Genomic DNA, 23,275 nt, shown 5'->3' on the forward strand with positions numbered 1-23,275 from the left:
ATAGTCCCCCCGATTAAAATTCCGCAAGTTCACGCATTGCTTTTTCAACTTTATCTGGATTTACCATAAAGAATTTTTCCATTGTTGGTGCATATGGCATTGCTGGAACGTCTGGACCTGCAAGACGTGCGATTGGCGCATCTAAATCAAATAGACAGTTTTCAGCAATAATTGCTGCCACTTCACTCATAATGCTTCCTTCTTTATTGTCTTCTGTTACAAGAAGAACTTTACCTGTTTTAGAAGCTGCTTCAATGATTGCTTCTTTATCTAATGGATATACAGTACGTAAATCAAGAATGTGTGCAGAGATGCCATCTTGTGCTAACTTTTCAGCCGCTTGAAGAGCAAAATGAACACATAATCCGTACGTGATAACTGTAATATCATCACCTTCACGTTTTACATCTGCTTTTCCGATTGGTAATACGTAGTCATCCTCCGGCACTTCACCTTTAATTAAACGATATGCACGTTTATGTTCGAAGAATAATACTGGATCTTCATCACGAATGGCTGCTTTTAATAAGCCTTTTGCATCATATGGTGTAGAAGGGATAACGATTTTTAAACCTGGTTGGTTTGCAAACATCGCTTCTACAGATTGTGAATGATACAATGCACCGTGAACCCCCCCACCAAATGGTGCACGGATTGTAACTGGACAAGTCCAATCATTATTAGAACGATAACGAATTTTTGCTGCCTCAGAAACAATTTGGTTTACTGCTGGCATGATGAAATCAGCAAACTGCATTTCAGCGATTGGACGCATACCATACATTGCCGCACCAATTGCTACCCCAGCAATTGCAGATTCTGCAAGCGGTGCATCAAGCGCACGATCTTCACCAAATTGATCATACAAACCGTGTGTCGCTTTAAACACGCCACCTTTTTTACCAACATCTTCTCCTAAAACGAATACTTTCTCATCGCGTTCCATTTCTTCGCGCATTGCTAATGTAATAGCATCAATATAAGACATTACAGCCATGAAACGTTCCCCCCTATTCTGCGTATACGTGCTTCAATGCATCTTCAGGTGCTGCATACGGAGCATTTTCTGCATATTCTGTTGCTTCATTTACGATATGCATAATTTCGTCTAACATTTGTTTTTCCGATTCCTCAGTTAACACACCAGCTTCTTTTAAATAAGCCGCGAATGTTATAATTGAATCTTTTTTCTTTGCTTCTTCTACTTCTTCTTTATCACGATAAACACGATCATCATCGTCACTAGAATGTGCTGTTAAACGATATGATACTGTTTCAATTAAAGTTGGGCCTTCACCACGACGACCGCGATCTGCTGCTTCTTTTACAGCTTTATATACTGCAAGCGGATCGTTTCCGTCTATTGTATATCCAGGCATACCGTAACCAATCGCACGATCTGATACGTTTTTACATGCCAATTGTTTTTCAACTGGAATAGAGATTGCATATTTGTTATTTTCACACATAAAAATAACAGGTAGTTTGTGTACACCAGCAAAGTTTGCCCCTTCATGGAAGTCACCTTGGTTTGAAGAACCTTCTCCAAATGTAACGAACGTTACTAAATCTTTCTTCTCCATTTTTCCAGCTAGTGCAATACCAACTGCATGTGGTACTTGCGTTGTTACTGGAGATGAACCTGTAACAATACGATTTTTCTTTTGACCGAAGTGACCAGGCATTTGACGACCACCAGAGTTTGGATCTCCAGCTTTCGCGAAAGCAGACAACATAAGCTCTTTAGCTGTCATACCAAATGCTAGTACAACACCCATATCACGATAGTATGGTAATGCATAATCTTTCTCTCTATCAAGAGCGAACGCCGCTCCAACTTGTGCAGCCTCTTGTCCTTGACAAGAAATTACGAATGGAATTTTACCAGCGCGGTTTAATAACCACATACGTTCGTCGATTTTACGTGCAAGTAACATCGTACGGAACATTTCTAATACTTGCTCATCACTTAAGCCAAGCTCTTCATGGCGCTTTTCTTTTACTTCTGCCATTTTTCATAACCTCCTAAATCCACATTTTTATGCGTGTAACGCTCTTCCATCTACAGCAAGTGCTGCTTCACCAATCGCCTCAGATAATGATGGATGCGGATGAATTGTATGTGCTACTTCCCAAGGTGTTGCATCAAGTACTCTTGCAAGACCAGCTTCAGAAATCATATCTGTTACATGCGGTCCAATCATATGAACACCAAGAATGTCATTTGTCTCTTCATCAACTACAAGTTTTACGAAACCATCTGATTCTCCGTATACAAGTGCTTTTCCGATTGCGCGGAATGAGAACTTACCTACTTTTAACTTATAGCCTTTTTCTTTCGCTTCTTGTTCTGTTAAACCGACAGAAGCAACTTCTGGACTGCTATATACGCATTTTGATACCATAGAGTAATCAATTGGTGTAACTTCTTTCCCTGCAATATGTTCTACTGCAGCAATTCCTTCATGAGAAGCAACGTGAGCAAGTTGCAGGCCACCGATTACATCTCCAATTGCGTAAATATGCGATTCTTTCGTTTGATAAAACTCATTTGTTTGAATGTATCCTTTTTCCACAACGATATCTGTGTTCTCTAAGCCAATATTTTGCGTATTCGCTTGTCTTCCTACAGATACAAGCATTTTTTCTGCTTTAAATTCTTTATTTTCACCGTTGTGTTCAGCTTGGATTGTTACTCCATTATCTTTTACCAATGTTTCTGGTAATACTTTTGCACCAGTTACCACTTTAATACCTTTTTTCTTGAATAGACGTTGCATTTCTTTTGAAACGTCTTGATCTTCTAGTGGTAATATCGTTTTTGCATACTCTAATACTGTAACTTCTACACCGAAGTCAGCAAGCATAGATGCCCACTCAATACCGATTACACCGCCACCAACGATAATAATCGAACTAGGAAGCGTTTCCATTTTTAGGGCATGATCCGAAGACATTACGTATTCTCCATCTAATTCTAAACCTGGTAATGAATTTGGACGAGAACCTGTTGCAACAAGTACATTTTTTGGAATTAACATTTCATTCTCTTCTCCACTTGCAAGTTCAACTGAAATTGTCCCTGGCATAGGAGAGAAAATAGACGGGCCAAGAATACGACCAATACCTTCAAACACATCAATTTTACCTTGTTTCATTAAATGTTGAACGCCTTTATGAAGCTGCGTTACAATCTTCTCTTTACGCTCTTGTACTTTTGCAAAGTTTAGTTCTACATTGCTTGCAATAACTCCGAACTCTTCGCTTTTTTTAGCAGTTGCATATACTTCCGCACTACGTAAAAGAGCTTTACTAGGAATACATCCTTTGTGTAAACAAGTACCACCAAGATTTTCTTTTTCGACTAGTGCTGTTTTTAACCCTAATTGTGATGCACGAATTGCAGCAACATATCCACCAGTACCGCCGCCAACGATGACTAAATCATATTCTTTTGCCATTATCTCAACCCCTAGCTACCGTTTCTTTTTCACGTACAACGTATTCTTTTGGAGCTTCTTCTTCACGTAATACACGAAGTGCTCCTTCTGCTAACGCTTCTAACTCATCTTCGCCTGGATGTACGATAACATCTGCAATCCAGTCCACTCGCTCTTTTATTTCATCTACAAGAATTTTACTGTATGCCAGTCCACCAGTTAATACGATTGCATCGATTTTCCCGTGAAGTACAGCGCTAGCTCCGCCAATCTCTTTTGCAACTTGATATGCCATTGCTTTATAAATAAGAGTTGCTTCAGGATCACCTTTTTCAACCATTTGCTCTACTTTAATCGCATCATTTGTACCGATTAAACTTACAAGTCCACCTTGTCCGACAAGTTTTTTAATCATTTCATCACGGTAATACTCACCAGAGAAACACATTTCTACTAGTTGCCCTACTGGTACTGTACCAGCGCGCTCTGGACTAAATGGTCCTTCTCCGTTTAAACCGTTATTCACATCGATTACTCTTCCTTTTTTATGAGCACCAACTGTAATACCGCCACCCATATGTGTAACTAATAAATTTAAATCCTCGTATTTGTGATTTAACTGTTCAGCTACTTTACGAGCAACTGCTTTTTGATTTAATGCATGGAAGATACTTTTGCGTTCCATACCAGCAATGCCACTTATACGAGCAACCGGCTCCATCTCATCTACAACGACAGGATCTACAATGAATGCAGGAATGTTTAATCCAGAAGCAATTTCATATGCTAAAATGCCTCCAAGGTTTGAAGCGTGATGACCGCTAAAGCCATTTTTCAAATCTTCTAACATCGCATCGTTTACTGTATACGTACCGCCTTCGATTGGACGAAGTAATCCACCACGCCCACAAACAGCGTTTAATTTTGAAATGTTAATACCATGAGAATGTAGAACTTCTAAAATCGTTTCTTTTCGAAACTCATATTGGTCGATAATTCTCTTATATTTTCCAATCTGTTCTACGTCATGACGAATCGTTTCTTCTAGAACGGGTCTTTCATTATCAAAAACACCAATTTTTGTGGATGTACTACCTGGGTTAATAACAAGAATTCGATTTACAGACAATGTTGCTACCTCCACTAATAAATTCAAAAGGAAGTGGAAACCTCATAAGAGGTAACCACACCTTTTGTAAAAGTTATATATGAATGATTAGCGACGGCTAATAATATCGTGACCGTTGCGTAAGTAAGTGCTACGAGAATTCTTCAAGCTTGCAATGCGCTCTTCAGCTAGACGATCTGCCGCTACATAAGTTGCTATGCCATCGCGTTTTGAAATTTCGATTACTTTTGCAATCGTGTCATAAATAGACTCAACACGTTTTAGTGCACGTTCTCTATTGTATCCATATAATTCGTCTGCTACGTTAATTACGCCACCTGCATTAATTACATAATCTGGTGCGTATACAATACCCATTTCATGAATGATGTCACCGTGACGATCTTCTTTTAATTGGTTATTTGCAGAACCTGCGATTACTTTTGCTTTAAGTTGTGGAATAGTTTCATCATTAACTGTTGCGCCTAATGCACATGGTGCGTAAATATCGCATTCCACACCGTAAATTTCATTTGGTTCAACTGCTGATGCACCGAATTCTTCTACAGCACGTTGTACAGCTTCTTTATTAATATCTGTAACGATTAATTTTGCTCCTTCAGCGTGTAAATGTTTGCATAGATGATATGCTACGTTACCAACGCCTTGAACAGCAATTACTTTTCCTTCTAAATTGTCAGTACCGAAAGCTTCTTTTGCAGCTGCTTTCATACCACGATAAACACCGTATGCAGTTACTGGAGATGGGTTACCAGAAGAACCGAATGATGGTGAGATACCTGTTACAAAGTCAGTTTCTTCGTGGATAATATCCATATCATCTACTGTTGTACCAACATCTTCAGCTGTAATGTATCGTCCGTTTAGTCCTTGGATATAACGTCCTAGTGCACGGAACATTGCTTCGCTCTTATCTTTACGAGGATCACCAATAATTACTGTTTTCGCACCACCTAAGTTTAAACCAGCTGCTGCGTTTTTGTATGTCATCCCTTTTGCAAGACGCAATGCATCTTCAATCGCCGCTTCTTCAGAATCATATGTCCACATTCTTGTTCCACCAAGAGCCGGTCCAAGTGTTGTATCATGAATTGCAATAATTGCTTTTAAACCAGATTCTTTATCTTGACAAAATACCACTTGCTCATAATCATATTTTTCTAAGTATTCGAAGATTTCTAATGTCATTGTCGTTTCCCCCTAATGTTTTACCCTTTTTGGTTTATTTTGAAGCAGTCGCAACTGCCAATGCTAATGAATATACTTTTGTTTCTGCTGAATCAGCACGAGATGTTAAAACAATCGGTGCTTTTGCGCCAGCAATCATTGCTCCTACTTTTGCATCCGCAAAGTATACGAGTGATTTATATAGCACATTTCCAGCTTCAATCGTTGGGACGAGTAAAATATCTGCCTTACCTGCTACATCACTTACTATGCCTTTATGCTCTGCTGCAATTTGTGATACTGCATTATCTAAAGCAAGTGGTCCATCAACGATACAATCTTTAATTTGTCCGCGGCGATTCATTTGTGTTAACATCGCTGCATCAATTGTCGCCTGCATCGCTGGATTCACAACTTCTACTGCTGCAATTGGTGCCACTTTTGGCAAGTCGATTCCTATTGCCCGGGCAACTTCTACAGTATTTTGTATAATAGCAGCTTTTTGTGTTACATCAGGTGCGATGTTCATCGCTGCATCTGTAACGAAAATAAGACGATCATAATTTGGAACTTCAAATGCTGCTACATGTGAAAGTACGCTACCTTTACGTAGGCCCCACTCTTTGTTTAACACAGCCTTCAAAATATTCGCTGTTGGGATGTTACCCTTCATAAGCACGTCTGCCTCACCATTTCTCACAGATTTAACAGAAAGTTCTGCAGCCTCTGCATTAGACATTGCTGCAATCACTTCAACATGTTCTGAAGTTTGTAAACCATGTTCTTGTAGCATCCCCATTATTTTTTCTTGATTTCCATATAGACGAAATTGAGCTAGCTGTAATTTAATTGCTTTCGCTACAGCTTCAATTACTTCATGATCTTCAGCTACTGCTACAGCTACAGTTTTTTTAGGCTGTCCCGCTGCTTGATCAATTAAGTATTCTAACTTCATATTTTGTAATCAACCCTTTCCGTCGTCCCTCGTCTATTTATAAAGCAAATACCGTGCCAACTTTTAAAAGTGGTCTTACCAATAATGAAAACGCATTCAAAATGCAGTAAAATCAATACTTTGGAAAATAACAAAAGATTCTGTCTTATTTTGTCGCTTTTTGTATACCATGCAATAAATTGCACGGTACGCAATTTATTGCATGCTATTTTTTGCATGGTCATACTTTTCTAGCTTATAATATAAATTTCGAACGGAAATTCCTAACGCTTTTGCAGTTTGTGTTTTATTCCCATCAAATCTCTCCAAATATTCATGAATAATATTCCCTTCAAACTCTGTTACTAAATGTTCAAGTGGCTTTTCTTCTAATTCAGGTAATAAATGAGATTGCTTTGACTCTACCTGCTCTTCATTATGTAATGGTGGTAAATGTTGTACATCAATATAGATCTCGTTATAATTCATAAAAATAATCGCTCGTCCTAAAATATTTTCAAGTTCTCTCACATTTCCTGGCCATTCGTATGATTGTAAATATAAAATAGCTGAATCAGTGAGCCCTTCTACATTACGACCATAATCTTGATTAATTTTTTGAATCAACCTGTCCGCAATTTTCGGTATATCTCCTTTACGTTGACGAAGAGATGGAATTTGAATTGGAATTTTATTTAATCGATAATATAAATCCTCCCTAAACTTCCCTTCTAGAATAGCCTTTTCTAAATTCACATGTGTCGCTGCAATTACTCGAACATTAATGGGTATCGCTTTCGTCCCACCAACTTTTACAATTTCTTTTTCCTGCAATACACGAAGGAGTTTCGCTTGTGTATTTGCAGATAACTCCCCTATTTCATCTAAAAAAATACTACCGTTATTCGCTTCCTCAAAGAACCCACGTTTCCCGCCTCTTTTCGCTCCAGAAAACGCCCCTTCCTCATAACCAAATAATTCACTTTCTAACAACGTCTCCGAAATAGCCGCACAGTTTACACGGACGAATTTATTGTATTTTCGATTACTTCCATTATGGATTGCATGTGCAAACAATTCTTTACCAGTCCCAGATTCACCGCGTAACAGTACCGTTGCTGGTGTATTCGCTCCTAGCTTCGCCTGTTCGATAGCTGCCGTTGTTTCATCTGAATTTCCGACAATATCATCAAATGAATATTTTGCTTCTAATGTGCGAATAATTTGCCTTGCTCTATTCAACTCATTTGTTAACTTTTGAATTTCCGACACGTCACGGATAACGCCAACGCTTCCTTTCAATATTCCATCCACAATAACTGGCGCTACGTTTACAATTACATCGCGCTTTTTTTGCCCAATCTTCATATGTATTCCGCGCACCGCACGACGCGTTCGAAGTACTTTCATATGCATACTTTCGCCTTCTACAATATCAGTTGTAGCAGGCTTCCCAATAATATCTTCTTCTGTTAGACCCGTTAATTTCGTATATGCCGGGTTAATGACTAAACCTCTTCCTTTTTCATCCACAACCGAAATCGCTTCTTCAGATGAGTTGATAATTGCCTCTAATAGTGTTTGAATTTCTTTTAAGTCTGTAACTTCTTCCGCTAAATCTACAACTTCTGTTATATCTTTAAAAATTGCAAATGCCCCTTGTACCTCTCCGCCTTCTTTTAATATCGGTATACGCGTTGTAATAATTTTCTTTCCATTCTCTAATGTTAGTTCATAATTTACTTCTATTTGTTTCGTACGTATAATGCGAAGTAATTTACTAGTGGGAATGACTTCTAAAATATATTTTCCTATCGCCTCTTCTTTTTTATATCCGATAATACGCTCCGCACTTTTATTAAAAAGACGAACTTGTCCCTCTCGATCAATTACGATCATGCCGTCATGCGTAGAATTTAAAATTAATTCTCCTTGTTGCGTTTGTTCCTCTAACCGCCCAATTAACCCTTCCTTCTCATGCGCTAATCCTGTAACAATTTTTGCAATATCACCTGGTATAAGAAGAGTGTCTTTTTTCTTTTTTTCCAATAAAACTTTATGTACATCATCTTCACCTGTCATATCAAATATTACATCGATATGCATAGAAAGAAATGGAGTTACACTTTCTCCAATTGCAATTCCATATTCCTTAGCAATTTGTAATCCTTTTGCCAACGGATTTATATCAATAATCCCTATAATTTGAAATATATTCGAACTATGTAACAGATTCAGCAGTGCGCTCCCGCCTTCACCTGCACCAACAATTAATACTTTTTGTTTCATATATTACACTTCCTCTCGAAGTAACTCTGCAAATTTTTTCACACCCTTATCTTACTCGTTCAGCACCCTCTTGACAAACCCCCTTTCCGTATAACATCATTAAAATATACGAAATAATCTGAAAAGGAGAGTTATGTATGCAGCGTTACGTTGCTCTACTATTAGCACTCATCCCTATTTCATTAGCTGTGTTTGGTATAAAGTTAATGAGAGATACTGTATTCGGGATTCTATTTCCACCAATCTCTATACTGTGGTTACAATTTTTAATCGGTGCTCTCTGCTTCGGGCTCGGGTTTTATATCTTCGGTGGCTTCGTCTTGCACCGAGACCGTAAACGAAATAAAGTACAGGCTCGCTTTAGAAGATAGGAAGGCCCCACTATTTATAAATAAAAAAATGAGACCGTTACACGCGGTCTCATTTTTTTATTGGCAACAACGTTCTTGCCGTTTCAGGGTAATCAGTAATAATCGCCGATATATTCATATCAAAATATTTACGCATAAGCGTTTCTTCATTAATTGTATAAGGGCGAACCTCTACACCACTTTCCATCGTTAGTTCAGCAATAGCATCTTGAAGGTAACGATAATTCGGATGTACTGCTGTAGCCCCCATTTTTTTCGCGTATGCCCACGGACTATGCAAACCTTCGCGATATAAAATTGCTGTTTGAATATCAGGAGCCATCATATGACACCGTTTCATGCTGTAGTGATTAAACGAAGAAAATATAACACGATCCTCTAAACTAAATTTCCGTACAAGCGTTATAACTTCTTCCTCTAAACCTCTGTATGGAATTTTATTATTTTTAAGTTCAATATTAAGTAGCAAACTCGTTTGTTCAAGCCATTCTAATACCTCTTCTAAAAGTGGTATTTTACAAAACCCTACTTTATCACCAAATTTATAACTTGCATCTAACTTGCATAAATCCTCATATACATAATTCCGAACCGCACCTTTTCCATTTGTTGTTCGGTCCACCGTTTCATCATGAATGACGACAACTTTTCCATCTTTCGTTAATTGAACATCAAGTTCAATTCCATCCGCTCTAAAAGACTCAGCCGCTTCAAATGAAATCATTGTATTTTCTGGGTACGTTCCAGCCGCACCACGATGTGCAAATATAAGAGTCATCCTCACTCCCCCAATCTTATGCTATACTATACGAAAAAGGAGGTACTTCTATGAGACCATTACAAATTTCTCCAGATACTGCAGTCCGCTTATCAAAAGCACTAGGTGTTCCACTTGAACAACTCATGCATATGCCGCAGCACATTTTAATTCAAAAGCTAGTTGAATTAGAAAAACAAAATAAAGACGAAGAGTAATACAGTCCTGTTTTGCAGGGCTTTTTATATTTTCTATTATATCACGGATGACTTCCTTGCTAAAATCCCTTACCGGATATACTATGATCCCATTTAATCTTTTCTTCAAACATTTAAATGAAGCCCCCTCTTTTAACAAAAGAGGGGGCTTCTCATTACTCGTTTTAGTTACTCAAATTATGCGTTTTTCTTTTCTTTGTTAAAAATCATAAACACTTTATACAATCCTAAAGAAGCTGGAATATTCATAAATGCAAATGCTTCATACGTATAATGAGGAGCTGTTTCCCATAGTAACAAGAAAGTAAATACCCCTAATGCACTAATCATCGCAATTCGTATAACTTCCGATTCATTTTCATCTTTCTTTTTATAAAGAATAACAGCCGCCAAAACAGCTATATAAACAAATAATTTGATAATATACGAATATATAGTAACGATTTTATACTTCGTTGTACTATAATTCGATACGTAATTAGTTACCATGTCATTCTTCTGTTCAAACCATTGCCCAATACGGTACATGGAGAACTGACTTGATACCCATTCTCTAGTTATTTTTTCATTCAAATGTTGCACATAACCCATTACACCAAGTTCACTGAAACGTTGCACTATAACTTCTTGATTGTGCTCATTCAAATCTTTCGTATTCTTTATGTTTTCATCATCAATATAATCTGCATCTGCCTGATTCCACACACCATACGTATCTTTGTTCAGGCCCATTTTCACCCAATGAGTGAATGGAATTTTTTCAATTTCATTATCGGTACTGAGATTTAGCTTTGTCGTTATACCTTTAAAACTTACAATAAGGATTAAACAAAATAAAACACTACTTAACACCTTTACAGAGTATTCCTTACGAAACTTAAAAATATTTTCAATTAAAATCGCTAACGCTACGGTTAATGCTGTCGGTCTTATAATATAAGTACAAGCTGCGAAAACCCCTAATAAAATCCATAAAATAATCTTCATTCTTTTTGTTTCCGCCGTTTTCAAGCACAAATATGTATACATTGTTGCTGAAATAAAAAATATTACCAATGTATGAGTATAGAAAACTGGTGCCTGCCAATATATAAAAATATTTAGCACAGATAACACAATCGATATGTGAGCAACTTTAAAGTTTGTAATTTTCCTTACAATCAATACATTTAAAATAATACTGCCTGTTATACAAGCTATTGGTAATATTTTTATCGCTAAATCTACGCTCCCTATCAATTTAGCAAAATATCCCCCTATTAATACAACATGTGTATTATATGGATAAAATAAAAGCTGTCCCATTTCTAAAAATTGATTATCTCCATTAAACACAGAGACAATTCCTTGTTTAAGGATAGCATAATCCCCAACAACAGGGTTAAATGCTATGGAAGTAATACTTATTTCCATCGTCAAAATGATTATGATACCTAAAGCAATCATAATATTTGTATACGTTCTTTTCATTTTATTAATAACCAATTTATAATACATAAAGAAGAGCACAAATAAAAGCAACGTCAACGCTATAACAGCAGCGACTTTTTTGGGAGTATACTCCTCAGTCGGATAAGGAAATTCACCCCTCATCAAAATTGTTTTTGGGATAAAAAATTTACTTACTATCATTGAAAATATAGATAAAAACACCGTCATGACAATGATTGGGTACGCTCGATTTACTATTTTTTTTAAAGTCATTCATCCATTCTCCTATATCTCTAACTTTTCCAAATCAATGATACGTTATAGAGATTATGATGTCAAATCCACTTATTTTCTGTACATATCCGTATTTTCACTGCATTTTTCTATATAAATATGTATTCCTTCAAAATCCTTAAATCGAGGTAAATAAAAAACTCATTGATTTTAAATTTACTATCGAGTATAAATTGCAAGAATTATTAAGCTTTACTATAACTTAAATCCCTTACTGTTCCTACTCTCAGCTTATCCGCAACCATTACGATAAATTCAGAATTCGTAGGTTTGCTTTTGACATGGATACTGTATAACCATCGCTATATCAAGGCATTGTATATTTCATAACTATCATTAAATGATTCTATTTATTGGTGCCCATCCTCAAATTGATAGGTCAACTTAATAAGAGTTCATCATTTTCTTCTATTTAGATGCTTTGCATCGCAATGAAGTAAAAAGTTTTCTACATTCATTTGAAAGTTATTCATACAACAAAAAACCTCCTAGCTATTGGAATCAAAATTTCAATCCAATAAATAGAAGGTTTTTAAATTAACCGCCAATTACCTATGTACTTTATTGCCTACATACGTAATTCGTTGGTTATTAAATTTTATTATGAAATACGCTTAACACCTTGATACTACAGCGTTTACGAAGCCTTATGTTCAAGTCTCAGCTTATCCGCAACCATTGCGATAAACTCAGAGTTCGTAGGTTTTGCTTTTGACATGGATACTGTATAACCGAATAAGGACGAAATAGAATCAATATTCCCACGGCTCCAAGCTACTTCAATCGCGTGACGAATTGCTCGCTCCACACGGCTTGCTGTGGTATTATATTTCTTTGCGATATCTGGATACAATACTTTCGTAATCGATCCTAATAATTCGATATCGTTGTATACCATGGAGATTGCTTCTCGTAAATACATATATCCTTTAATATGAGCGGGTACACCAATTTCATGAATGATACTCGTAATACTCGCATCTAAATTTTTCGGTTTTCCATCTACTGTTGTTGCTGATCGGAATGATGGTAGTGGACGTTTAATCATAGCATTTGCTTTACCACTCACTTGACGAATATGACTCGTTAAATTCTCCATATCAAATGGTTTTAATATGAAATATGAGGCACCTAAGTCAACTGCTTTTTTCGTCACATCTTCTTGCCCGAATGCTGTCAACATAATTACGCTAGGCTGTTTTAACCTTTCAATATGTCGCATTTTTTCCAATACAGCTAAACCATCTAAGTGTGGCATAATAATGTCTAAAACGAGTACATCAGGTTGCTTATCTGTTAATAAGTTTAAACACTCTTGACCATTATAAGCAGTACCGATTACTTCCATATCATCTTGAGCAGCTACATAGCTCTCTAACATTGATACTAGTTCTTTATTATCATCCACAAGACATACTTTAATTTTCTCCACAGCTTTTCCTCCCTTACCGAATCGATTCTCCGACATGTGTATCCTTCTAGGCTACATGAATTGTTCGACAATTGTGTGAAAATTCCCTTTTAAAGTTTCTTACTTTCCGATAAAATCACAAAAAAATATGTTTATCGTTCATTTATTCCCTTTCGCAACACATTCCATCATAGAAATACAACGAAACGTTCAACCCTTTTCTTTTATTTTACAACAAAAAACACCTCTTGCGGAGCTTTTACAAAATTTCAACGAATTTTTCAACAGAAAAAGCGAGCTAATATGTATTAGCTCGCTTTTTTCTCTTGATCATAAATATTAATTCCAGCTTGATGTAACATCCATTCAATATGAACACCATATCCGGATGTTGGATCATTTACAAATACATGTGTAACAGCACCAATTACTTTTCCATTTTGTACAATTGGACTTCCACTCATTCCTTGTACGATACCGCCCGTTTTCGCTAATAGACGTTTATCTGTTACCTTTATTACCATACCCTTTGTAGCTGGGAATTTTTGCTGCACTGTACTAACAACTTCAATATCAAACGCTTCTACTTTATCTTGATCAATAACTGTTAATATTTTTGCCGGTCCTTCTTTTACTTGATGAGATAATGCGATAGGCATTGCTTTATCCATTATACCGTTTTTCATATTCGTATTTAATTTTCCAAAAATACCATATGGACTATTAATTGTAATATTGCCAATCACTTCACGATCTGGTGAAAATCTTGCTAATTTCTCGCCTGGATTCCCATGACTGCCTCTTTCAATTGATGTAACTGTCGAGCGCATAATTTGTCCATCTTCGACTTGAATCGGCTTTTTTGTATCATTATCAGAAATAACATGACCAAGCGCCCCGTATTTCATAGAATCCGGATGAACAAATGTCATTGTTCCAATTCCAGCTGCCGAATCGCGGATATACAAGCCAATTCGATAAGACGATTCACCATTGTCTTTTTGCGGCGTTAGCTTCGTGCGAATATATTTTCCATCTCTTAACAATACAAGATTAAGCGGTTCACCTGTTTCTCCACTATTATGAATAAACGGTGCTACATCACTCATTCTTTCAATGGTTTTACCATTAATTTCAGTAATCATATCTCCAATTTGTACACCTGCTGTTTCACCAGGAGATATTTTACCTTTTTCAGTTTGAATTAAATGATGGCCTACAACAAGTACACCTTTTGTATTTAATTTCACACCAATTGATTGTCCACCTGGAATCACTTTAAAATCTTTTAACACTTTCACATTTACTTTTTTCACTGGAAAACCCGCAAGCTGAAATACCATATCAGCTTCACCATTTTGATGAGAATTTACCATAAGTCCTTGTTTTTGTTCATTCGAACTCACTGTAAATACATGACGATTTGTGGATGAAGCTTTGAAAACTGGTAATGATGATATTTCTGATTGTTGTCCTTCAAAAACAACAAGTTGTTTCGGTGATGAAATAAACGTTCGAAGCGGTTTAAAACATCCAATAAAAACTAAAGAAACAAGGAGACAAAGACCTATTATTTTTCGAAATTTTTCTAATTTCAACTTGTTCACTCTCCTCGCTCCTACCCCACATTCAGCCTCTTGGCTTCACTTTTTAATCTCTCCTTGCAATGCTTTATTTATAACCGGAAGAATTAAGAAATCGTCATTTGAGAAAAAAAGCTATCCATTACTGGATAGCCTCTGCTGTCTGTTTAAAATGATGCGCTTGCGTAAGTAATTCTTTCGCATGCTCCGTCGTTAAATCTGTGATTTCCACACCAGAAATCATTCGAGCTATTTCTGTTACTTTATCCTCCATAGTTAAAACAGTAACTGATGTAATTGTCCGATCATTCGCTACTTGTTTTCGAATAAATAAATGCGAATCTGCCATTGAAGCTACTTGAGGTAAGTGCGTAATACAAAGTACTTGCGAGTTTACTGATACTCGATAAATTTTTTCAGCAATAGCCTGTGCGACCCGGCCACTTACACCCGTATCCACTTCATCAAAAATAACAGATGCAACCCCTTGATGCTTAGAAAAAATGCTTTTTAAAGCTAAAATGATACGAGATAACTCTCCGCCAGAAGCAACCTTTGAAAGTGGTTTTAGCGGCTCTCCTGGGTTGGTCGAAATATAAAATTCCACATGATCGTAACCATCTGCCGTAAGTCTTACCGGTGCACCTTCCACAAGGGGCTCTTCTGCATTTCCTTCTCTCTTCATAATTCTCACTTCAAATTTCGTTTTTTCCATATATAATTCTTTTAATTCCTGATGAATTGCATTTGTAAGGTGTTCTGCAAGCTCATGACGCATATTACTTAACAACGTTGCTTCTTTCAGAATAACACTTTCTAATTCCTTCAACTGTTTCTTCGTCGTTTCAATATGAACGTCTTTATTTTCAATTGTAAATATTTCTTGTTCAATTTTATCTGCATACGCTAAAATCTCTTCTACAGTATTTCCATATTTTCTCTTTAGCATACGAATTTCATTCAAACGTGTTTCGATTTCATCTAAACGATTTGGATCATATTCCATCATATCGAGCTTTTCTCTCAGTTGATATGCAACCTCTTCTAATAAGTAATAGCTATTTGCAATTGAATCATGATTCTCTTGATACATTTCATCTAAATGTGTAATACTTTCCATTTGTCCCATTGCGCTTCTTACATTATCTAATCCTTGTCCGTCAGCACTCAATGAACGATATGCATCACCTAATGCTTTATAAATCTTTTCAAAATTAGAAATTTGCAATCGTTCCTCAGTTAATTCATTTTCTTCATCCATCTTTAAATCAGCTTTGCGAATTTCTTCATGCTGAAATTGAATTAAATCTAAGCGATGTGCCATCTGTTGTTCATTTTCACTTAACGATTTCAATTGTTTTTTTAATTTTTCATAGTCAGCGTATACGTTTTGATATATGTCTAGTTGTTTAACGATTCGATCCCCATCAAAGTGATCAAGCATAAACAGATGTCGTTCTTCATTCATTAAATCTTGCGTTTCATGCTGTCCATGAATATCAACAAGTGTTTTCCCAATTTCTTTTAATATGCTAAGTGTAACAAGCTTCCCATTTACACGACATACACTCTTCCCGTTCGCAGCAATATCACGCTTTAAAATAATCATGCCATCTTCTATTTCTATATCTAACTCTTCTGCTTTTTCAATACATGGATGCTTATCATCTTCAACATAAAACAGCCCTTCAATCTCAGCCTTTTCTGTTCCATATCGAACAAATTCTGCTGACCCACGGCCACCTACAAGTAAACTAATCGCATCAATAATAATCGATTTTCCGGCCCCTGTTTCACCGCTTAAAACCGTTAAACCTTTTTGAAAAGAAATATTTAATGCTTCAATAATAGCAAAGTTTCTAATCGATAATTCCGATAACAATGCCCCATTCACCTCGTTATAAAATAATCCCTTACTAAAGGATTTTCTCATTTCTTCATTCAAATAATCATGCTATATATTTGTATGTATATACTCTTCTAACCCGCTTCATTGTACCAAACATTTGTTTTACGGGTCAATCCATCTATTTTCTAACTTTATGCAAACAAAATATTATATTACAATTGAAAAATCATATTTTTGACCAATAAAAATATCTTGTTCACTTCCCACTTTACGATGGAAAGCAAACAAGATTTTTTGTTACAACATATTTAAGAAACGATCAGAGACAACACCTGTATCGTCAGGTGTACGGCAAATAATTAAGCAAGTATCATCACCACAGATGGTTCCGATGATCTCATCCCACTCTAAATGATCAATAAGTGCTCCAAGTGAATGAGCGTTACCAGGCAATGTTTTTAGCACAAGCATATGTCCTGCCGTGTCTAATTTTACAAATGAATCCACTAGATTTCGTTTTAATTTTTGTAACGGGTTAAATCGTTGATCTGCTGGCAAGCTATATTTATAGCGCCCATCATGTAATGGCACCTTCACTAAGTGCAGTTCTTTAATATCGCGCGATACTGTTGCTTGCGTTACATTAAATCCCTCATTACGTAAAATATCAACTAATTCATCTTGTGTTTCAATTTCTTTGTTTGCAATAATTTCCCTGATTTTAATATGGCGCTGACCTTTATTCATACATTTGCACCTCACACTATCTCTTACCATAGTTTAAACATTGGTATACTTCACTTATTTATGTTAACTTATAATTCGTTTCTTGTACACAATTGTTTTTACAATCATTATACAATTACAGCAAAAAGAGGAACAACATATGTTATTCCCCTTTCCCTTTTTGTTTTAGAACGTCATGTGCTTCTGTAACAACTTGCTCTATAGAAATCGGAGAATGATTTTCGCCATTCTCACGTTCACCATGCCATTTCAGATGAATTAAAAATTCAATATTACCATCCCCACCCGTAATTGGTGAGAATGTTAAACCTTCCACATCATAGCCCTCTTTTAAAGCAAAATCGACAATCATTTCTACAACAGCTTCATGTACTTTTCTATCACGAACGATACCTTTTTTCCCAACTTGCTCTCTTCCAGCTTCAAACTGCGGTTTAATTAACGCTGCTACATCTCCGTTAGGCATAAGCATTGTTTTTAAAACTGGCAGTATAAGCTTTAATGATATAAATGAAACATCAATACTTGCAAATTGAGGTAAACCACGTTCTAAGTCTGCTGGTGTCACGTAACGGAAGTTTGTTCGTTCCATTACAACAACACGCTCATCCTGACGTAATTTCCACGCTAGTTGATTGTATCCTACATCTAATGCATAAGATAATTTCGCTCCATTTTGAAGCGCGCAATCTGTAAAGCCACCAGTTGATGAACCAATATCTATCATAACTTTATCTTGTAAATCAAGATGAAATGTCTCTAATGCCTTTTCAAGTTTATAACCACCACGACTTACATACGGCATAACTTGTCCCTTCACCGTAATCTCAGTATCTTGCGAGATTTTCTCTCCTGGCTTATCAAGTCTCATCTCATTTGCATATACGAGTCCGGCCATAATGGCGCGCTTTGCTTTCTCACGCGTTTCTATAAGTCCTCGCTCTACTAATAGTACATCTACTCTTTCTTTTTTTACGCTCATTTGTTACGCCCTTTTTTGTTTTGATGGAATCATTGTATGAATACGGTCTACAACAGCATCTGTCGTTAAACCAATTTCTTCTAATAATTTTGTTACACTTCCGTGCTCTATGAAGCGGTCTGGAATACCCATTCGTTCAACTAATGCACTATGGTAACCATTTTCAGATGCAAATTCAACTACTCCTGTTCCAAAACCACCGATTAAACAAGCTTCTTCAATCGTTAAAATCGGTATATTCTTCCCTAGAAGATCATGTAAATATGCTTCATCCATTGGTTTAATAAAGCGAGCATTCACTACTTTCACTGAAACCCCAGCTTTTTCAAGACGCTCAGCTGCTTCCATTGCCATTGGTATTGTCGTACCAAACGTTAAAATAGCTGCTTGTGTACCCTCTTTTAACGTCTCCCACGTACCGATTGGAATCGCCTTTAATTCTTCATCCATATGAACGCCAAGTCCATTACCACGAGCATAACGCAATGCGATTGGTCCATCTTCATATTGCATCGCCGTATAAACTAAATGTTGCCCTTCATTTTCATCTTTCGGCATCATAAGCACCATATTCGGCAAGTGACGTAAGAATGAGATATCAAATACGCCTTGATGCGTTTCACCATCTGCTCCTACTAATCCCGAGCGATCTATTCCGATGAAAACATTTAAATTTTGGCGGCATATATCATGAACAACTTGGTCATATGCTCTTTGTAAAAATGTCGAATAAATTGCTAAGAATGGCTTCATTCCTTGCGTTGCCATACCTGCTGCCATTGTTGTAGCGTGCTGTTCTGCAATACCTACATCAATCATACGATCTGGGAATTCTTTTTGGAATTTCTCAAGTTTTGATCCAACAGGCATTGCAGGTGTAATTGCTACGATACGCTCATCCGCTCTCGCTAGCTTAAGTACTGTTTCACTAACGACAGCACTCCATGCTGGTGCAACTTCTTTTGGCTTAACGAAGTCACCTGATTCAATTTTATAAGGTCCTGTTCCATGCCAAGTTCCAATAACGTCACTCTCAGCCGGTTTATAACCTTTTCCTTTTTTCGTAATAACGTGAACAAGTACTGGGCCTTTTGTTTTCTTTGCATATTGCAACGTTTCGAATAACTTTTCATAATCATGCCCATCGACTGGACCTAAATATGTAAAGCCTAACTCTTCGAAAAAGACACCAGATACTAGTAAATATTTAAGACTATCTTTTATTTTCTCTGCTGTCGCAGCCACTTTCCCGCCAACTGCTGGGATTTTCTTTAATATATACTCTAACTCATCTTTTACCCAGTGATATTTTCCTGCGGTACGTAAACGACCGAGTACATTATGAAGCGCACCAACGTTTGGTGCAATTGACATTTCATTATCATTCAAAATAACAATCATGTCTGTTTTTTCATGTCCAATATGGTTCAATGCCTCTAAGGCCATTCCACCTGTTAAAGCACCATCTCCAATAATTGGTATAACATATTCTTTCGTTTTCTTTAAATCACGTGCCAGAGCCATTCCCATTGCAGCCGATAACGAAGTCGAGCTATGACCAGTTTCCCATACATCATGCTCACTCTCGCAACGTTTCGGGAAACCACATAGACCTTGATATTGCCTTAATGTACCAAACTCTTTCGCGCGTCCAGTTAAAATTTTATGTACATAGGATTGATGTCCTACATCCCATAAAAATTTATCTTGCGGGCTATCAAATAATTTGTGCAGAGCAATTGTGAGTTCTACTACACCTAAATTAGGTGCAATATGTCCACCTGTTTGAGAGAGCTCTTCAATTAAAAACTTACGAATATCCTCACTCAATCCCTCTAGTTCACTGATAGACATATCTTTCAAAAAACTAGGGTTTTGAATTTGCGTTAGATCCACATGGATCACTCACTTTCATTTCATAATCTGTCAACATGTCAAATATTATAAAAAACATTTACACAAAACAAGAAATTCTCTTTTCTATTTTTCGTCTTGTCCCGCTATTAACCAGTCTATTGCGCCTTAATCCTATTATAAACCATATTTCTTTAGGCGATGAAAAAAATAGCCGCTAACACGAAGTGATAACGGCAATGTAATCTACATATATTTTTGCCAATAACAAGAAAAGAAAAACCTTTTCCTACATTTATATCATAAAATGATGAATGACTCAACAAATGAAAACGCTGTTATATTAGTTATTACGTTTTGCAATCAAATCGCAAATAGATAGTAAATATTCATCTTGTAATTGCAAGGAGCTAATTGCACCTTTTGCTTCTGCAATTGTTTCTTCTAAAATATCCTTTGCTCTATCTACAGTAAACAACGTCGTATATGTGCTCTTTTCATTAGAAAGATCGCTACCAATCGGTTTTCCAATCTCTTCTTCGGTGCCTTCGACATCTAAAATATCGTCTCGAATTTGGAAAGCTAGACCGATATATTTAGCAAACGTAAGCAACTTTTCTTCTTGCTCTTCTGTCGCATCAGAAAGTATCGCACCCGCAAGTACAGCAAATTCAAGCAGTTTTCCGGTCTTATGTTTATGGATGTACTCCAATTCATCAATTGTAAGGCGTTTCCCTTCAGCTTCCATATCTGCCACTTGTCCGCCAACCATTCCTTCTGGTCCTGCTGCTTTTGCAAGTTCAAGTACAAGTCTTACTTTTTTTTCTGCAGAAATTTCTTTTTGCTCATATGCCATAATAACTTGAAAAGCATACGTCAATAAGCCATCTCCTGCTAAAACTGCCATCGCTTCACCAAATACTTTGTGATTTGTGGGCTTTCCTCTTCTTAAATCATCATCATCCATACAAGGTAAATCGTCATGAACTAACGAATATGTATGAATCATTTCAAGAGCACAAGCTGCACCTACTCCAAGATTTCTTTCTTTCCCAAACGCTTGTAATGTTGCAAACAAAAGTAACGGGCGGAGACGTTTTCCACCCGCTTCTAAAGAATATGCCATCGCTTCACGAAGTACATTTGGACATTGTAATTCATTTGCATAGCTTACAAGTTTCTCTTCTACGAAAGTTTTACTTTCCTTCAAAAAAGTATCAAAAGCAATCGTCACTATGCTTCATCTCCTAAAGCAGTAAACGGTTCAAGCTCTCCATCTTCCCCAAGAATAACTGCCATTTGTTCTTGTACATTCTTCAACTTCTCATCACAAAGCTTAGATAATTCCATACCCTCTTTAAAATAAGAAATCGCTTCTTCTAAAGGTACGTCACCTTGTTCTAGCTTAGAAACAAGATGCTCAAGTTGCGAAATTGCCTCTTCAAAGCTTAATTTATTTTCCATTATTCAATTCACGCTCCTCTATGCCTGATACGCTACAATCTAGTATTCCATCTTGTAATTGAACTGAAACAGCATCTCCAAGGCTTACATCTTTCACACTTTTTAACACTTGCTTCTCTTCATCATATACAAGCCCGTACCCTCTCATCATTACTTTAAGCGGACTTAACGCTTCAAGTTTTTGAGCAGCTCTTACAAAGGCAAATTCTTTCGTTTGAAGTAACGTTTGCATTTCACGTTGTAATTGCTTTTGCAAAGTTTCAACAGCTACCTTCGTTTGAATAATTTTTTGAGATGGGTGGTGCTTCTCTAAATAAAATGAAAGTTGCTTTAACTGATTCACCTTTTTATCAATATAGCGCTCTTTCGCTAAAACAAGCTGTTCTAGCGCTCTATCTAATTGCTCTTCCTTTTGCTCATATACTTGTCTTGGATAACGGAACGCATACGATTTTTGCAACACTTGTAGTTTTTCTTCTTTTTTATGTACTAACTCTTTCATTGCTCTTTGCAATCTCAGAGTTCTTTGTAATACCTTTTCTTGTAACTCTATAATATTAGGTGCTGCTAGCTCAGCTGCTGCAGTCGGTGTTGGTGCGCGTAAATCTGCAACAAAATCTGCGATTGTAAAGTCCGTTTCATGGCCTACTGCCGAAATAATAGGAATTTCACTCTTAAAGATTGCTCTTGCAACCATTTCCTCATTGAAAGCCCATAATTCCTCAATAGAACCTCCACCACGACCAACGATTAGTACATCTATCTCTCCCATTTCATTCGCTGTACGAATCGCTTGTACAATCGAGGGAGCCGCTGACTCCCCTTGTACAAGTACCGGAAATACAATAACATTCCCAATTGGATAACGACGTTTAATCGTTGTTATAATATCACGAATCGCTGCTCCTGTTGGCGACGTAATCACACCTATTGTTTTAGCGTAAGGAGGAATTGCTTTTTTATAAACTTGAGAAAAAAGTCCTTCTTCTTCTAAGCGAACTTTTAACTGTTCGTACGCTAAATGTAAATTTCCGACTCCGTCAGGCTGCATGTCTTGAATATAAATTTGATAAGAACCACTCGCCTCGTAAACAGAGATTTTCCCTTTCACGAGTACCTTCATCCCATTTTCAGGTTTGAATTTAATATTACGATTATGACCCGCAAACATAACCGCTGCGATTCTTGCATTTTCATCTTTCAATGTAAAATACATGTGGCCACGGCTATGATTTTTAAAGTTGGAAATTTCACCTTTTAACCAAACAGACTGCAAATGCGGATCATATTCTATTTTTGTTTTTATATAGCGTGTTAACGCTGTAACGGTTAAATATTGCTTCTCCATTTCTCTC

The 23,275-nt window shown here is 36.7% G+C and carries 20 protein-coding genes and 1 pseudogene; 2 read left to right on the plus strand and 19 right to left on the minus strand.

The genetic code is table 11. From position 1 onward, the window contains the following. Positions 1–13 precede the first annotated feature (13 nt). The 7 genes from bfmBAB to N2V79_RS20430 all read right to left on the minus strand — a co-directional run bounded on the left by bfmBAB (position 14) and on the right by N2V79_RS20430 (position 8,959). Complete coding sequence (bfmBAB, locus tag N2V79_RS20400; protein WP_000290071.1) at positions 14–997, minus strand: 3-methyl-2-oxobutanoate dehydrogenase subunit beta; 984 nt, start codon at positions 995–997, stop codon at positions 14–16. 13 nt (positions 998–1,010) lie between these two features. Beyond that, positions 1,011–2,012 (minus strand): 3-methyl-2-oxobutanoate dehydrogenase subunit alpha, encoded by a 1,002-nt coding sequence (gene bfmBAA, locus N2V79_RS20405; RefSeq protein ID WP_000852551.1) that lies wholly within the window; start codon positions 2,010–2,012, stop codon positions 1,011–1,013. 27 nt (positions 2,013–2,039) lie between these two features. After that, entirely contained in the window at positions 2,040–3,461 is a 1,422-nt protein-coding gene (gene lpdA, locus N2V79_RS20410) for a dihydrolipoyl dehydrogenase (RefSeq protein WP_001051295.1), read from the minus strand. A gap of 4 nt (positions 3,462–3,465) precedes the next feature. Further along, positions 3,466–4,569, minus strand: a complete 1,104-nt coding sequence (gene buk, locus N2V79_RS20415) for a butyrate kinase (RefSeq protein ID WP_000115781.1) — start codon at positions 4,567–4,569, stop codon at positions 3,466–3,468. 87 nt (positions 4,570–4,656) lie between these two features. Beyond that, positions 4,657–5,757, minus strand: coding sequence for a leucine dehydrogenase (locus N2V79_RS20420; protein WP_000171355.1), 1,101 nt, complete (start codon positions 5,755–5,757; stop codon positions 4,657–4,659). 34 nt (positions 5,758–5,791) lie between these two features. After that, on the minus strand, positions 5,792–6,691 hold the full coding sequence (yqiS, locus tag N2V79_RS20425; RefSeq protein WP_053563676.1) for a phosphate butyryltransferase: 900 nt from the start codon (positions 6,689–6,691) through the stop codon (positions 5,792–5,794). Positions 6,692–6,886: 195 nt separating this feature from the next. After that, a complete protein-coding gene (locus N2V79_RS20430) occupies positions 6,887–8,959 on the minus strand; it encodes a sigma-54 interaction domain-containing protein (RefSeq protein WP_023522991.1) in 2,073 nt (690 codons plus the stop codon). 137 nt (positions 8,960–9,096) lie between these two features. On the opposite strand from N2V79_RS20430, the gene N2V79_RS20435 reads away from it, so the two are divergent. Beyond that, entirely contained in the window at positions 9,097–9,330 is a 234-nt protein-coding gene (locus N2V79_RS20435) for a DUF2627 domain-containing protein (RefSeq protein ID WP_001190211.1), read from the plus strand. A 49-nt stretch (positions 9,331–9,379) separates the two neighbouring features. On the opposite strand, the gene N2V79_RS20440 is transcribed toward N2V79_RS20435, so the two are convergent. Then, entirely contained in the window at positions 9,380–10,108 is a 729-nt protein-coding gene (locus N2V79_RS20440; protein ID WP_000172580.1) for a glycerophosphodiester phosphodiesterase, read from the minus strand. A 50-nt stretch (positions 10,109–10,158) separates the two neighbouring features. On the opposite strand from N2V79_RS20440, the gene N2V79_RS20445 reads away from it, so the two are divergent. After that, complete coding sequence (locus N2V79_RS20445) at positions 10,159–10,305, plus strand: YycC family protein (protein WP_001247671.1); 147 nt, start codon at positions 10,159–10,161, stop codon at positions 10,303–10,305. 177 nt (positions 10,306–10,482) lie between these two features. Here N2V79_RS20445 and N2V79_RS20450 read toward each other — a convergent pair whose 3' ends face one another. The 11 genes and pseudogenes from N2V79_RS20450 to xseA form a co-directional block, all read right to left on the minus strand. Beyond that, positions 10,483–12,009: a hypothetical protein gene (locus N2V79_RS20450; RefSeq protein WP_340720188.1), complete on the minus strand. Its 1,527-nt coding sequence runs from the start codon at positions 12,007–12,009 to the stop codon at positions 10,483–10,485. Between the two features lie 206 nt (positions 12,010–12,215). After that, positions 12,216–12,328 (minus strand): annotated as a pseudogene (locus N2V79_RS29250) (hypothetical protein); the annotation flags it as partial. 339 nt (positions 12,329–12,667) lie between these two features. Next, complete coding sequence (gene spo0A, locus N2V79_RS20455; RefSeq protein WP_001293873.1) at positions 12,668–13,498, minus strand: sporulation transcription factor Spo0A; 831 nt, start codon at positions 13,496–13,498, stop codon at positions 12,668–12,670. A gap of 251 nt (positions 13,499–13,749) precedes the next feature. Then, a complete protein-coding gene (gene spoIVB / locus N2V79_RS20460; protein WP_002000940.1) occupies positions 13,750–15,048 on the minus strand; it encodes a SpoIVB peptidase in 1,299 nt (432 codons plus the stop codon). A gap of 118 nt (positions 15,049–15,166) precedes the next feature. Beyond that, on the minus strand, positions 15,167–16,906 hold the full coding sequence (gene recN, locus N2V79_RS20465; protein ID WP_000947734.1) for a DNA repair protein RecN: 1,740 nt from the start codon (positions 16,904–16,906) through the stop codon (positions 15,167–15,169). Positions 16,907–17,170: 264 nt separating this feature from the next. Next, a complete protein-coding gene (argR, locus tag N2V79_RS20470) occupies positions 17,171–17,620 on the minus strand; it encodes an arginine repressor ArgR (protein ID WP_001032580.1) in 450 nt (149 codons plus the stop codon). 142 nt (positions 17,621–17,762) lie between these two features. After that, positions 17,763–18,602, minus strand: coding sequence for a TlyA family RNA methyltransferase (locus tag N2V79_RS20475; protein ID WP_000111872.1), 840 nt, complete (start codon positions 18,600–18,602; stop codon positions 17,763–17,765). Between the two features lie 3 nt (positions 18,603–18,605). Further along, on the minus strand, positions 18,606–20,498 hold the full coding sequence (gene dxs / locus N2V79_RS20480) for a 1-deoxy-D-xylulose-5-phosphate synthase (RefSeq protein ID WP_000366452.1): 1,893 nt from the start codon (positions 20,496–20,498) through the stop codon (positions 18,606–18,608). A gap of 301 nt (positions 20,499–20,799) precedes the next feature. Continuing rightward, positions 20,800–21,690, minus strand: coding sequence for a (2E,6E)-farnesyl diphosphate synthase (gene ispA / locus N2V79_RS20485; protein ID WP_000150374.1), 891 nt, complete (start codon positions 21,688–21,690; stop codon positions 20,800–20,802). Continuing rightward, complete coding sequence (gene xseB / locus N2V79_RS20490; RefSeq protein WP_000428423.1) at positions 21,690–21,920, minus strand: exodeoxyribonuclease VII small subunit; 231 nt, start codon at positions 21,918–21,920, stop codon at positions 21,690–21,692. The genes ispA and xseB overlap by 1 nt, the downstream gene beginning before the upstream one ends. Then, on the minus strand, positions 21,910–23,268 hold the full coding sequence (gene xseA, locus N2V79_RS20495) for an exodeoxyribonuclease VII large subunit (RefSeq protein WP_000415244.1): 1,359 nt from the start codon (positions 23,266–23,268) through the stop codon (positions 21,910–21,912). Before xseA ends, xseB begins: the two co-directional genes overlap by 11 nt. Between the last annotated feature and the right edge of the window lie 7 nt (positions 23,269–23,275).

Origin of the sequence: Bacillus sp. CH_70, from assembly GCF_038007045.1 — a bacterium.
In the GTDB taxonomy this organism is placed as follows: Bacteria; Bacillota; Bacilli; order Bacillales; family Bacillaceae_G; genus Bacillus_A; species Bacillus_A cereus.

Bases quoted from the DNA above. Each gene is read 5' to 3' on its own strand.
- lpdA (WP_001051295.1), bottom strand. From the start codon at position 3,461: ATGGCAAAAGAATATGATTTAGTCATCGTTGGCGGCGGTACTGGTGGA.
- bfmBAA (WP_000852551.1), bottom strand. From the start codon at position 2,012: ATGGCAGAAGTAAAAGAAAAGCGCCATGAAGAGCTTGGCTTAAGTGAT.
- N2V79_RS20440 (WP_000172580.1), bottom strand. From the start codon at position 10,108: ATGACTCTTATATTTGCACATCGTGGTGCGGCTGGAACGTACCCAGAA.
- N2V79_RS20475 (WP_000111872.1), bottom strand. From the start codon at position 18,602: ATGAGCGTAAAAAAAGAAAGAGTAGATGTACTATTAGTAGAGCGAGGA.
- xseA (WP_000415244.1), bottom strand. From the start codon at position 23,268: ATGGAGAAGCAATATTTAACCGTTACAGCGTTAACACGCTATATAAAA.
- N2V79_RS20430 (WP_023522991.1), bottom strand. From the start codon at position 8,959: ATGAAACAAAAAGTATTAATTGTTGGTGCAGGTGAAGGCGGGAGCGCA.
- spo0A (WP_001293873.1), bottom strand. From the start codon at position 13,498: ATGTCGGAGAATCGATTCGGTAAGGGAGGAAAAGCTGTGGAGAAAATT.
- N2V79_RS20445 (WP_001247671.1), top strand. From the start codon at position 10,159: ATGAGACCATTACAAATTTCTCCAGATACTGCAGTCCGCTTATCAAAA.
- N2V79_RS20420 (WP_000171355.1), bottom strand. From the start codon at position 5,757: ATGACATTAGAAATCTTCGAATACTTAGAAAAATATGATTATGAGCAA.
- N2V79_RS20435 (WP_001190211.1), top strand. From the start codon at position 9,097: ATGCAGCGTTACGTTGCTCTACTATTAGCACTCATCCCTATTTCATTA.
- yqiS (WP_053563676.1), bottom strand. From the start codon at position 6,691: ATGAAGTTAGAATACTTAATTGATCAAGCAGCGGGACAGCCTAAAAAA.
- bfmBAB (WP_000290071.1), bottom strand. From the start codon at position 997: ATGGCTGTAATGTCTTATATTGATGCTATTACATTAGCAATGCGCGAA.
- xseB (WP_000428423.1), bottom strand. From the start codon at position 21,920: ATGGAAAATAAATTAAGCTTTGAAGAGGCAATTTCGCAACTTGAGCAT.
- N2V79_RS20450 (WP_340720188.1), bottom strand. From the start codon at position 12,009: ATGACTTTAAAAAAAATAGTAAATCGAGCGTACCCAATCATTGTCATG.
- argR (WP_001032580.1), bottom strand. From the start codon at position 17,620: ATGAATAAAGGTCAGCGCCATATTAAAATCAGGGAAATTATTGCAAAC.